11 protein-coding genes and 1 pseudogene are annotated in these 12,489 nt (G+C 40.0%); 3 read left to right on the top strand and 9 right to left on the bottom strand.

All coding sequences use genetic code 11. The features are described from left to right. Positions 1-172: 172 nt before the first annotated feature. Positions 173-393, top strand: a pseudogene (locus tag BLW34_RS09775) (transposase); the annotation flags it as partial. A gap of 279 nt (positions 394-672) precedes the next feature. Here BLW34_RS09775 and pyrF read toward each other — a convergent pair. From pyrF to aroA, 5 genes are all read right to left on the bottom strand, one after another. After that, entirely contained in the window at positions 673-1,383 is a 711-nt protein-coding gene (gene pyrF, locus BLW34_RS09770; RefSeq protein WP_090578860.1) for an orotidine-5'-phosphate decarboxylase, read from the bottom strand. Between the two features lie 151 nt (positions 1,384-1,534). Then, entirely contained in the window at positions 1,535-1,831 is a 297-nt protein-coding gene (locus tag BLW34_RS09765) for an integration host factor subunit beta (protein WP_090578857.1), read from the bottom strand. Between the two features lie 9 nt (positions 1,832-1,840). Next, positions 1,841-3,559 carry a 30S ribosomal protein S1 gene (gene rpsA / locus BLW34_RS09760; RefSeq protein WP_090542042.1) on the bottom strand — a complete coding sequence of 573 codons (1,719 nt, stop codon included), beginning with the start codon at positions 3,557-3,559 and terminating at the stop codon, positions 1,841-1,843. A 130-nt stretch (positions 3,560-3,689) separates the two neighbouring features. Continuing rightward, positions 3,690-4,361 (bottom strand): (d)CMP kinase, encoded by a 672-nt coding sequence (cmk, locus tag BLW34_RS09755; protein ID WP_090578854.1) that lies wholly within the window; start codon positions 4,359-4,361, stop codon positions 3,690-3,692. Between the two features lie 37 nt (positions 4,362-4,398). After that, on the bottom strand, positions 4,399-5,700 hold the full coding sequence (aroA, locus tag BLW34_RS09750; protein WP_090578851.1) for a 3-phosphoshikimate 1-carboxyvinyltransferase: 1,302 nt from the start codon (positions 5,698-5,700) through the stop codon (positions 4,399-4,401). A 228-nt stretch (positions 5,701-5,928) separates the two neighbouring features. On the opposite strand from aroA, the gene BLW34_RS09745 reads away from it, so the two are divergent. Next, positions 5,929-6,177, top strand: coding sequence for a hypothetical protein (locus BLW34_RS09745; RefSeq protein ID WP_090542036.1), 249 nt, complete (start codon positions 5,929-5,931; stop codon positions 6,175-6,177). A gap of 161 nt (positions 6,178-6,338) precedes the next feature. Here the strand turns inward: BLW34_RS09745 and BLW34_RS09740 are convergent, their stop codons facing one another. The 4 genes from BLW34_RS09740 to BLW34_RS09725 all read right to left on the bottom strand — a co-directional run bounded on the left by BLW34_RS09740 (position 6,339) and on the right by BLW34_RS09725 (position 11,867). After that, positions 6,339-8,855 (bottom strand): DNA topoisomerase III, encoded by a 2,517-nt coding sequence (locus BLW34_RS09740; protein WP_090578848.1) that lies wholly within the window; start codon positions 8,853-8,855, stop codon positions 6,339-6,341. Positions 8,856-9,031: 176 nt separating this feature from the next. After that, on the bottom strand, positions 9,032-9,490 hold the full coding sequence (locus tag BLW34_RS09735) for a Smg family protein (protein ID WP_090578866.1): 459 nt from the start codon (positions 9,488-9,490) through the stop codon (positions 9,032-9,034). A gap of 64 nt (positions 9,491-9,554) precedes the next feature. Next, the gene (gene dprA, locus BLW34_RS09730; protein WP_090578845.1) at positions 9,555-10,649 is read right to left on the bottom strand and encodes a DNA-processing protein DprA; all 1,095 of its coding nucleotides are present in this window, start codon (positions 10,647-10,649) and stop codon (positions 9,555-9,557) included. Between the two features lie 144 nt (positions 10,650-10,793). Further along, positions 10,794-11,867 (bottom strand): LysM peptidoglycan-binding domain-containing protein, encoded by a 1,074-nt coding sequence (locus BLW34_RS09725; protein WP_256203725.1) that lies wholly within the window; start codon positions 11,865-11,867, stop codon positions 10,794-10,796. Positions 11,868-11,950: 83 nt separating this feature from the next. Between BLW34_RS09725 and def the strand changes: the two genes are divergently transcribed. Then, a complete protein-coding gene (gene def / locus BLW34_RS09720) occupies positions 11,951-12,457 on the top strand; it encodes a peptide deformylase (RefSeq protein ID WP_090542027.1) in 507 nt (168 codons plus the stop codon). The last annotated feature ends 32 nt before the right edge of the window (positions 12,458-12,489 follow it).

The following is a 12,489-nucleotide window of genomic DNA, read 5'->3' as shown; positions in this document are numbered from 1 at the left end:
ATTTGATCGAGACGGGCGCGGAAAAAGTCGTCGATAGCCATCTTAAATATTAAATACCTTAATTTCCCTCAGGTTTAGATGCGGATATTATGAATCCTTGAGAGTTTAGGAAGTGAATTTCTTCCCTGAAACGGAGAATTCATGAGGATCTTAGGCATTTTGCAGGACCGACTATGTAGTATCGAATGTAGTTGGGTACATTAAAGGCAAGAGTGCGATTCAAATTGCCCGGAAGTATGGGATCGAAGAAGGAATTTCACGGGCGAGCATTTCTGGGCTAGAGGATATTTTGTTTCTACGGTTGGTCTAGATGAGCATCTGGTGCGAGTGTATATCCGGAATCAAGAAGAGGAAGATGAGCGATATGATCAGATGAGGCTTGCTATAAGGTAAGCCGCCATTGTGGCGGCTCAAGGTGTGTTATAGGTGCCTTTGAGGCGCTAACCATATCACAAGCCCCCGGCTTTGCCGGGGGTATTTGACTCAGAGGGATGTGCCATCAACTGTGCTAAGAGGTTTATCAGAGGGAATTTGCAGTGTAGTTTTTGCTATGAACCTGGATGAATATACAGTACCATAAGTGCGCTTTGAAGCGCACATTCCTCTGAGAGATTAGCAGAAATAAGCTCTCCTGATTTTATCGGATTATTGATCCAGCCAAGTCAAAGATTTTTAATTACTATCATTACAACCGATTGTTTCAATTTCATGGTTCAATCGCTGAAGCGCTAAGAGAGGATCGGGAGATTGTGTAATTGGTCGACCAATTACCAGGTAATTAGCACCATTTTGTATAGCTTCTTGAGGTGTTGTTATGCGCATCTGATCATTTGCACTACAATTAAGAGGTCGAATTCCTGGCGTTACCAAACAGAAGTCTTTTTTAATGATTCCCCTAAGCTGCGGTGCTTCCAGAGCAGAACAGACTACACCATCAAGACCACAATCGCTAGCAAGTAAGGCAAGGCGTTGCACAATATTGATTGGCTCTTCATTCAAACCTATTTCATTGAGATCACTCTTATTTAAACTGGTAAGTAGAGTTACTGCGATTAGTTTCGTTTTTTTTGTGGAGAGCGCTTCTTGAGCGGCAATGAGCATTTTTCTCCCTCCTAGCGCATGAACATTAATCATCCATACGCCTAGATCTGATGCTGCTCTACAAGCGCCAGCTACAGTATTAGGAATATCATGATATTTTAGATCAAGAAAAATTTCAAAACCATAGGCCATCAATTGTTCTATCAATTGTGGGCCAGCAATGGTGAAAAGTTCTTTACCAATTTTTATTCGGCATAAATTTTTATCTAGTTTGCCTGCTAATTCGAGTGCTTGTTTTTTATTGGAAAAATCAAGAGCAACAATAATACGAGGATTATTCATGCAATCAGAAATAAAAAAAGTATTATATTTAAGAGTCAAATAAAAATTACATAATCTTTAATTCTAAAATATAAAGATATGCTCTTCATCGATAAAGAATTATTTTAATTCTTAGGCAAGAAAGAGCATCCTTCTCATTTTAAATGGTTGATCATGATTCATCTTTAAGTTGGAAATCAACACGTTCACGCATTTTCTTTCCAGCTTTAAAATGTGGAACATATTTCTCAGGTACGTGAACCTTTTCTCCGGACTTTGGGTTACGACCAATACGAGCTGGTCTATAATTTAAATCAAAGCTTCCAAATCCACGAATTTCAATGCGCTCTCCTCTAGAGAGGCTATTAGCCATGGCATCAAGTATCATTTTGACGGCTAACTCAGTATCTTTTGCCAAGAGCTGAGGGTATCGAGCAGTAAGCTTGGCAATCAATTCAGATTTCGTCATCGATGTCCTTTATTGTTCTTCAGAATTTTTACTGTCCATTTTAGCTTTGAGTAATGCTCCCAGATTAGTAGTGCCTGTACTGGCAGGAGTCTTGGTAGTTACCATCTGTAATGCACTATTTTCCTCATATTGATCTTTTGCTTTAATAGAAAGATTGATATTGCGATTTTTACGATCAACATTAATGATCATTGCTTCAATTTGATCCCCTTCTTTGAGAAGAGCTCGTATATCTTCAACTTTGTCACGAGAAATTTCAGAAGCTCGTAAATAACCTTCTACTTCGTCAGTTAAAGTAATCACCGCACCTTTGGCATCGATTGATTTTACAATACCTTTGATCATACTATTTTTATCGTGCGCTGCTACATATACAGTAAATGGATCTCCTTCCAGCTGTTTTATTCCAAGCGAGATACGTTCTTTCTCGACATCGATCGATAATACAACAGCTTCTACCTCATCGCCTTTTTTATAATTGCATATTGCTTCTTCTCCAGATTGAGTCCAAGAGAGATCGGATAAATGCACTAAACCATCAATATTGCCAGGTAATCCAATAAACACACCAAAGTCAGTAATAGATTTTATTTGTCCAGTTACTTTGTCTCCTTTTTCGTGGCTCATTGCAAATTCTTCCCATGGATTAGGTTTGCATTGCTTCATTCCAAGCGAGATGCGGCGACGTTCCTCATCTATCTCTATAATGACGACCTCTACTTCATCACCTAATTGTACTATTTTTGATGGATAGACATTTTTGTTGGTCCAATCCATTTCTGAAACATGTACTAATCCTTCAATTCCCTGCTCAATTTCTACAAAGGCACCGTAGTCTGTAAGATTAGTTACTTTACCAAAAAGGCGTGTTCCTGGAGGATAGCGTCTTGAAAGACCTACCCAAGGATCCTCAGTTAATTGTTTCATGCCTAGTGAAACACGATTTTTTTCTTGATCAAATTTGAGTACCTTGGCCGTTACTTCATCACCAACATTGATGATTTCAGAAGGATGTTTTACACGACGCCAAGCTAAATCTGTTATATGAAGCAGTCCATCTATTCCGCCTAAATCGACAAACGCACCGTAGTCGGTAATGTTTTTAACGATACCATGCACAATGGCGCCTTCTTGCAAGTTTGCCAATAGAGATTCTCGGTCTGCTCCTTGAGTTTCTTCTAATACTGCTCGTCGAGATATGACGACATTATTACGTTTACGATCGAGCTTGATGACTTTAAATTCCATTTCCTTATTTTCATAAGGAGTAGTGTCTTTGACAGGGCGAATATCTACCAATGAGCCCGGCAGAAACGCACGAATGCCGTTAACCATGGCAGTTAACCCACCCTTCACTTTACCATTGACCATGCCGCTGACGATGGTGCCTTTCTCCATAGCTTCTTCCAGATCATGCCAAGCATTTAATCGCCTGGCTTTATCTCTGGATAAGCGCGTTTCACCATAGCCGTCCTCAAGGGCATCAATGGCAACACTGACAAAATCTCCCGCCTTAGCCTCAATCTCGCCTTTATCATTTTTAAATTCCTCAATAGGAATATAACTCTCGGACTTGAGGCCTGCGTTGACCACTACAAAGTTATAGTCAATACGCACAATTTCTGCAGTAATGACCTCTCCCACACGCATTTCTTTACGTGTAAGACTTTCTTCGAAGAGTTTGGCAAAATTTTCTGAGGAAGGAGTTATGTTGGAAACAATAGTCATTGTAAAAAATTACCCGATTTTAATTTCATCCCATAAATGAGATGGTTAGTTAGTTAAATAAAAAATTACTTAAATTGTATGATATGGTTTTATTTTATTGTGTAAAAAATAAAACTTCTTTTCATCAAGTTCAGTTCTTGCAGATTTGATTGTACAGCCGTAGTACCTCGTTAACAGCTTCTTCAATACTGAGCAAAGTTGTATCTAGCAATTTTGCATCTGTCTCTTGCTTTAAAGGAGAAGTATCGCGATTACTGTCACGCATATCACGCTCGGAAATATCCTGCAATAGGCTTTGGATGTTAGCATTTATTCCTTTCTCTATCAACTGCTTATAGCGTCGCTGTGCTCGTTCTTCGGCGCTTGCAGTGAGAAAAATTTTAAGCGGAGCATCTGGAAACACAACTGAGCCCATATCTCTGCCATCTGTTACCAGACCAGGTGGTTGGAGAAATGCTCGTTGGCGCTGTAGTAATGCTCTTCTGACTTCGGGTTGACCAGCAATAACAGAGGCTAATTTACTGCATTCTTCGGTACGAATTGCATCTGAGACATCCTCACTATTTAATTGAATAGATGAGCCATAGAAATTTACATCTAAATGTAAAGCAATATTTGCTATGGCCAACTCATTAGCAGAATCAGTATTTGATCGCATTGCTATCAATGCTACGAGGCGATAGAGTGCTCCACTATCAAGATAATGAAGTGCAAGTTTCTGGGCAACGAGTTGTGCGACTGTACCTTTACCAGAAGCTGAGGGACCATCAATAGTAATGACTGGAATAGCGCCAGTTTCCATGAAAACCTCTTAAGTAGAAATATGAAGATTTGTAGCGTCAGGAAAGCATAATCATCGCAAGTTTTTCAAAATAATCTGGGAAGGTTTTGACAACACAGCCCGGATTATTGATGCGTACTGGTGCACCTAGAGACACAAGTGAAAAACACATCGCCATACGATGATCATTATAGGTATCGATGATTGCATTGGGAGTAAGTGAAGTGGCAGGTGGTGTAATACGTATAAAATCTTTACCTTCCTCAATCAGAGCCCCAAGTTTACGTAATTCCTTTGCCATTGCTGAAATGCGATCGGTTTCTTTTACCCGCCAACTTGCGATATTTCTGAGTGTCGTTGTTCCTTTTGCAAATAAGGCCGTTGTGGCCAATGTCATCGCTGCATCGGGGATATGATTGCAATCGAGATCAATAGCTTTCAATTGATGATTAGAAGTATTACGGGCTGGCAAAGAGGATTCAATCCAATTTTTCCCTTTTGTGATATGTGCGCCCATTTTTTCTAGCGCATCAGCAAAATGAATATCTCCTTGTAAACTCTCCATACCAACGCCTTCAACGCGTACCGGCCCTCCACCAATTGCTCCAGCAGCCAAAAAATAGGATGCTGAGGAGGCATCGCCTTCAACAATTATTTCACCGGGACTCTTGTAAGTTTGTGGGCCTGGCAAAGTAAAACGTTGCCAATTTTCTTGTGTGACTTGAATGCCAAAACGCGCCATTTGAGCCAGGGTGAGTTCAACATATGGTTTTGAAATAAGTGTTCCGTTTACGATAATTGTGGCAGTTTCACCTGTTAATGGTAATGCCATTAAAAGTCCACTGAGAAATTGACTGGAAACATCGCCCTTGATTGTAATTATTTTGTTTTGTATCTCAGCAGGTTTAATTTCTAATGGTGGGAAACCTTCATTTCCAAGGTAAGTAACACTGGCATTCAATTGTCGTAATGCATTAACTAAATCAGCAATTGGGCGTTCATGCATGCGTGGCACGCCGGACAATCGATAGTGACCACCCATTATGGCAAGCACAGCAACAAGAGGCCGAAAAGCGGTACCAGCATTACCCAAAAACAAATCGGCTTGTTTGACAGGGAATTTTCCCCTTCCACCTTCGACGCTGAAATCATTCTTGCTGATTTGATTGATTGTAATCCCGAGTGCTCGCAGCGCATTCAGCATTTGTGTCGTATCATCGGAAATCAGCAGATCTCGAACAAGTGTTTTACCATTTGCTAGTGCTGCGAGCAAAAGGATCCGATTGGAGATGCTTTTGGAACCTGGCAGTTGAACGATACCGCGTGCACCATTGGCAACAGGCAGATTAAGCCAATCCATAAGTCTCTAGGAAAGTAAATATTCTATATGTCATCATTTCTTTTTTATAATGGTAGATTAGATTGACAGGCATGGCTTAGATATAAGCTAAAAGGTGTAGAGGCAGAACGGGAATTTGTAGCGCCTGCTATAATTATCAATTTTCTAGGAATACTATACTAAATGAAACTCAAAAAAAGTGGGACACATTTTAATCAAATTACAACTAATCGATAATGGGGCTGATCAATGGAAGATGATTCTTTAAATTCACTACTTATTTCTGTACTGGCTATTCCATTTGTTATTGCAATACAACTCTGGGTAAAGGAGCGCAAAGATCGTCGACGTAACAAAGATGGTGAACAAGAATTTAAAACTACTCGTGAAGCGCTAATTTCTTTTCTTATAGAAGGAATAGCCGTAGTTGGAGGATTAGCCATTCTTATTGCTGCAACATCTGGAATTGCCAAGTATATTATTAATGTCTATGGTTAATTGAGTCTTTAAAAAACTTATCGTCGCTAAACAGAGTGAATACTGTGTTTGAAAGAAAAATTCATTTCAGTATTCACTTTTGTTGTTTCAAGAAATAAGAAATATTGAGGAACTAATATACGAAGGGGGATTGCATGCCTTATGGCAATATGATTAATTTTCTATGCTTCTTTTTTCTTACTTGACGGCAGTGATGTTTTTGATTCATCGGAATTTGCTGTTTTTCCTTTTGAAGCCTTTTGCTCAAATTCGAACTCTATTTTACCTTCTTTTCCGATAACCAAATAAGCTGAAAATGGTCGTCCTTTTTTAGAGATAAATTTAGTCAGCAGATCAGTTTTACCAGTTTGCAGCAATTTAGTAATTTGCTCGTGTTCGATGGATCGGTTGAGAATAATTTTTCCAGTTTTGAAATTACACGTGTGAGTGACGCCTACTGCTTTTTCGCAAACATAATATAACCCATGTTCATAGACTGGGCTGCTGCATTTAGGGCATCTGCCAAGAGATGGCTGATTGGAGAAATCGATTGCATCAGCTTCTTCTGTATCATTACCACCAAACTCAAATTTCATTTCAAACGTGTCGGTAAGCTTAATATTTGCGTTGAATAACCGTCCCATTTTGCTGCGAAACCCTTGCAATGGCCCAACTTCACCTTGTGAAATGAGAGTTTCCATCTCGCCCACTTCAAATTGCCGTCCAGCTAGAATTTTCCATAGAGCGAAATCACATTGCTGGCATTGAAATTTCTTGTATGTTTCGTGGATAACGCCGCCACATTTAGGGCAGGGTACCTTGAGTATCGCAAAATCCCCGCTGATTGTTTTTCCTCGATGATTTTTTGCTTGCTCAACGATATGCTTCGTCATTTCAGCAATTTTAGTCATGAACATTTCACGCTTTAATTTACCTTGTTCGATCTGGCGCAATTTGAATTCCCAATCACCTGTTAATTCTGGAGAGATCAATTCGGGTATTTTTAATCCACGCAGTAGTGTGATGAGCGAAAATGCTTTGGCAGTAGGATGTAATTCTCGTCCAATGCGTTGCAAGTAATTTTCAGATACGAGGCCTTCAATAATGGCTGCGCGCGTTGCTGGTGTGCCAAGTCCTTTGGCACTCATTGCTGCACGTAGTTCTTCGTCTTCCACCAGTTTTCCTGCTCCTTCCATGGCAGATAGGAGAGTTGATTCATTGAATCTCGCTGGAGGGCGAGTTTGGTTAGGAATAACCTTGATTTCCTCTGTAATAACTGGTTTATCAGCGTTGATCGCAGGCAAAACTATGCCATCACTACTATTATCATTTATTAATGATTTTCCATATACGGTTTGCCATCCAGCATTGATCATGATCCTGCCTTCTGTTTTAAATGGCTCACCTTCAACTCGCGTGATACGAGTTGTCACAAGAAATTCTGCAGCAGGATAGAAGATTGCAAGAAAACGTTTAGTTACCAGATCGTAAAGCTTTGTTTCAATCTCATTTAGCTTTTTAGGTTCAAGCGAGGTTGGAATGATGGCAAAGTGATCGGAGATTTTTGTGTTATTAAAAATGCGCTTGTTTAATTTTACCCAATCCGAATCCAGAACTTGCCTGGCAAATACACCATATTGAGTTTTATCAAGTGAATGAAGTGTATCTTTAACCGTCGCAATGTAATCTTCCGGAAGTGCGCGCGAATCGGTACGTGGATAAGTTAATACTTTATGTTTCTCGTAAAGCGTTTGAGCAAGCCCTAAGGTTGTTTTAGCAGAAAAACCAAAGCGGCTATTGGCATCTCGCTGTAAACTCGTGAGGTCATATAATAAAGGGCAGGTTTCTTTGGCGGGCTTGCTTTCTTCACTCACTATGCCTGGTTTGCTTTGACATCTGATCTTGATAGCGTCTGCTTTGCCTTGGTCCCATATGCGTTCTGCTCTGGCTTCGCTATTCTCCTTATCTTTTGAAAATTTTTCGTCAAACCATTTTCCTTTGTAGTGATTATTGTCAGTAGAAAAAGTGGCGTGTATTTCCCAGTAGTCTTTAGGTACAAATTTTTTGATGACTTCTTCCCGTTCGACGAGTATGGCTAACGTTGGAGTCTGAACACGTCCAACAGTTGTTTTATGGAAACCGCCTTCTTGAGAATTAAATGCTGTCATTGCGCGTGTGCCATTGATTCCAACTAGCCAATCTGATTCAGAACGACTAGTGGCGGCTTCCGCCAGAGACTGTACTTCACTATCATCAAGTAGTTTTGAGAAAGCTTCTCGAATGGCTGTGGGCGTCATGGATTGTAGCCATAAGCGTTTAATGGGTTTCTTTGTTCCCGCATGACGTATGATATAGCGAAAAATTAACTCCCCTTCTCGCCCAGCATCACAAGCATTGATTAAAGTATCTACATCTTTCCGCTTGATGAGTTTTATCAACAATTTCAGACGTGTGGCTGTTTTCTCGATAGGATTAAGATCGAAATAGGGGGGAATAACTGGTAAATGATCAAAGCTCCATTTGCCACGCTTAACTTCATAATCTTCTGGTACAGCCAGCTCCAGTAAATGGCCTACTGCAGATGATAAAACGTATTCATCATTTTCAAAATAATCAGTTTCCTTAGTGAAATTACCTAATGCACGGGCAATATCTGCTGCTACGGAAGGTTTCTCGGCGATGATCAATTTTTTGCTCATGGAATTTTGACTAGATGGCTATATTTTTTGTCAATTGCTAGATTAGGATGTTCAGATTATGAAGGAAATTAAAGGCATGTTTTGTGTAGCCAATATACTTCATTTTAAGGGCATATATTGCCCGACAAATCACGTATTTATCTAAAATTGAATTAGAGTTTGTTGATTTTCAACAATTAATGCCGATACCGCGGATTACTTGCTGTGAATAGTTTTTCCAGAATATTAAGATCAGTTAATTGATTTTGTATCCATAGATCAAGCAAAACCACGAGCTTAATTTTTTCTAAGCTGGAATTATTTCCATTCATTTTGAGAACACGATCAATTAATAATTCTCGTTGTAGTGGGTTGAGAATGCCTGCTTGCTCAAGAAAAAGAATAAACCCACGTCCTTCGTTATCAATCACTTCCATTTCAGAAGGGGTATACCATCGTAGTGAGTTACTTTGAGCAAATGTTGCAGGATAATGATCAGTATCATGTTTCGTAAGATCTGATAACCAATTAAGTGCTCGATTAATTTCGTCTTCTTCAAAGCCAGCTATAGTTAATTTATGCGTTAATACTGCAGAATCTGGGTATCCCCCTTTGTCAAAGTAGTTTTCAAATAAGTAAATCAGGATTTCGTACATATAGATGCTCTCTTTCGTTGTATGCACCTCAGCAGATTTTTTTGTATATATTTTATCAATGGCATTAACGAATTCTTTGATAACGTCCGCCAGGTAAGCTGGCAACGATTCCATCTAGCTCTAGCGTCAATAGCATGGAGGATACTGCTTCAACCGTCAAGCCGCTTCGTGTACAAATAGTATCGATATCAGTCACATCATAGCCTAAGTGAGGTAGTAATATTGAATTCTCCTGGGATTCACTAAAGTCAATCGTTACGTTAATATTTCCATGGGCTAGAACAGGCTGGCAATTAAGCTCATCTAAGATATCCTGGATATTTTCTATCAATTTTGCACCTTGTTTAATTAATGTGTGACAGCCCTTTGATAAAGGTGAATGTATGGAGCCGGGAATGGCCATCACATCTCGTCCCTGTTCTAGTGCTTGCTTGGCAGTAATCAAGGAGCCGCTATGTAGAGTTGCTTCAACAACCAGACAACCAAGACTTATGCCACTGATAATTCGGTTACGGCGAGGGAAATTTCTGCCCAGTGCGGGCATTCCCAGTGGAAATTCCGAAATAAGTGCACCATCTTTTGCCAGCAGGTGCGCTAGCTCACGGTTTCTTGCGGGATAGACAATATCGAGTCCTGTGCCTACCACAGCAATGCTTGCTGAGATCCCACGCAGACCACCTTGATGTGCAGCAGTATCAATACCTTGTGCCATACCACTAACGATGCAAAATCCTGCATTGCTAGCAGCTTCAGCGAAGGCGCCAGCATTGGCTATACCTTGGGGTGTCGCATTGCGACTACCTACTATGGCAAGGGCGGGTGCATTGAGAAGTTTGCGCTGCCCCTTCAGGTAAAGTAATGGGGGAGGATCGGCAATATTAAGTAATAGCTTAGGATAATCGTGATCTGCGAGTGTAATGATGAAGTTGGAAGAATCTTCCAGCCATTTAAGCGCAGCATCAACTTTGCTCTTGTCTGCGCCCCGATTAATATTATAGGCAACTTGTTTTTTTACGAAACGTTCAAGTTGATACGTATCTGCTGAGAGGATTTCTGTTGGGCTGCCAAAAGCAATGAGCAGCTTACGAATGGACTCATCACCTAAGCCGTTTATTAGGCTTAGATTTAGCCAGGATTCAACATCTGGCGGAACTTTCATGGTAAAAAATAATGCTTATCGTGAATGTAAAAAGAGAGTAAGTGCAACTGATTGCAGAAAAAAGAAAGACTGTTTTGCGTAAAAAAAGTCTGTAAGTAATTTCAATTCACTGTTGATATGCGCAATTTTAGTCCTATATAAGGCTTAATCAGGTGTTCGTACCGCATCCAATACTTTGATTGCTTGAGAGCTTTGTGTGACTAATGCATAAGATACTTTATCAAATACCCGAAAAACAAGCACTAAGCCAATGCGCTCATCAGGTAGTGCTACGATCTTGCCTATAGGTGATTTTACTTTACTTTTCCGATAAATGGCGAGAACGTGACCTTCCTCCAATCCATCATGAACGCCTTTGTTAAGCGTGATAATAGCATTTTCACCGACCTCCGCTACACCACCATAGACAGAGATAATACGCCCCTCGACAGCAAAATTCGGTGCATGAGGCACATAATCTGCAAGCGTATCAGCGGGGGAGCGAATCAAACGATCGCCATTTAATATCTCCTGAACAGAATGCGTTACTTTTACAGTGCTGATCAGAGCATAATTTTTTGCCTCTACATCACCCAAATAAATTGCCTCATATCCGAGGATACGATTATTATCATCCGGGTCCATCAATGCCTTGCCAGCACGGAAAACCTGCCATGAAGCACCTTGGTCAGCTGGCAAATCACGTATATAGATGGTGTCGCCCGTGCTTAATATTACCCGATTGTCACTTGTGCCCAATATAAGGGGCGCTTTGTTAAGAGCATGCTTTTCGATAACCAATGGTTGACTCAGGAATGGTTTAATTTTATTGACAGGAATATTTGGAATACCATGTACCCCTAATTTTTCTATCCGCATTTTAGGAGATAATTTTACGGCTGCCTTTTCATTGGAAAGTTTTAATTGACTTCCTTCAGCTGTTTTTTCGAGTACGATGATATCACCAGGGTAAATTGTATATGGATTTTTCACTTGTTTCCGGTTCTGATTCCATATTTCTGGCCATCGCCAGGGATCTTTCAAGAAGCGAGAAGCAATGCTCCAAAGCGTATCACCCTGAATAACAATATAGCGATCGGGTACATTATGTTGTAGTTCAATTTCTCCTGCCTTTACGGTTACACCAGAAAATACGTTTATAAATAAAATCGCGGATATAATAATCAATACACGCATAGATTTAATTTCTAATATATTGTGAGATTTTTTTAGATGCAATTCTTTAAGCTTAGATTATTTAGCCCTTTCAAAGCTTACGATCTAACAGCAGAATCTGTTAAACCGAATTACGCTAGTTTGCTATGGCAATTCTGAAAATATTACAATATCCTGATGAACGACTGCATAAGGTTGCTGCCTCTATACCAGTAATTACTGATGAAATTCGTATGCTGGTTCAAGATATGGCGGAAACTATGTATGCTGTAGCGGGAATTGGATTGGCGGCAACTCAGGTGGATGTCCATCAACGGGTGATTATTATCGATGTTTCTGATACTCGTGATCAGCTTCATGTATTCATTAACCCGGAAATCATTGCAAGCAGTGGAGAATCTGATTGCCAGGAGGGATGTTTGTCGGTGCCAGGAATTTTCGAAAGAATAAAACGGGCTGAAAATATTTCAATCAGAGCAATGGGTCTGGATGGTAATTTGTTTGAATTGGATGCTGGCGGATTATTTGCAGTGTGTATTCAGCATGAGATGGACCATTTGATGGGTAGAGTATTTATTGAGTATTTGTCACAACTCAAGCAATCACGAATTCGATCAAAATTAAAAAAACGGCAGCGCGATGCCAAGTCCTAATTTCCCTTATTTTACCTAAATCCTTTTCTTGT

Origin of the sequence: Nitrosomonas sp. Nm58, assembly GCF_900107335.1 — a bacterium.
Lineage (GTDB): Bacteria > Pseudomonadota > Gammaproteobacteria > Burkholderiales > Nitrosomonadaceae > Nitrosomonas.
Note: the sequence above shows the minus strand (reverse complement) of the source record. Positions and strands in the feature narration are given on the sequence as shown.

Bases quoted from the DNA above. Each gene is read 5' to 3' on its own strand.
- pyrF (WP_090578860.1), bottom strand. From the start codon at position 1,383: ATGAATAATCCTCGTATTATTGTTGCTCTTGATTTTTCCAATAAAAAA.
- BLW34_RS09765 (WP_090578857.1), bottom strand. From the start codon at position 1,831: ATGACGAAATCTGAATTGATTGCCAAGCTTACTGCTCGATACCCTCAG.
- rpsA (WP_090542042.1), bottom strand. From the start codon at position 3,559: ATGACTATTGTTTCCAACATAACTCCTTCCTCAGAAAATTTTGCCAAA.
- cmk (WP_090578854.1), bottom strand. From the start codon at position 4,361: ATGGAAACTGGCGCTATTCCAGTCATTACTATTGATGGTCCCTCAGCT.
- aroA (WP_090578851.1), bottom strand. From the start codon at position 5,700: ATGGATTGGCTTAATCTGCCTGTTGCCAATGGTGCACGCGGTATCGTT.
- BLW34_RS09745 (WP_090542036.1), top strand. From the start codon at position 5,929: ATGGAAGATGATTCTTTAAATTCACTACTTATTTCTGTACTGGCTATT.
- BLW34_RS09740 (WP_090578848.1), bottom strand. From the start codon at position 8,855: ATGAGCAAAAAATTGATCATCGCCGAGAAACCTTCCGTAGCAGCAGAT.
- BLW34_RS09735 (WP_090578866.1), bottom strand. From the start codon at position 9,490: ATGTACGAAATCCTGATTTACTTATTTGAAAACTACTTTGACAAAGGG.
- dprA (WP_090578845.1), bottom strand. From the start codon at position 10,649: ATGAAAGTTCCGCCAGATGTTGAATCCTGGCTAAATCTAAGCCTAATA.
- def (WP_090542027.1), top strand. From the start codon at position 11,951: ATGGCAATTCTGAAAATATTACAATATCCTGATGAACGACTGCATAAG.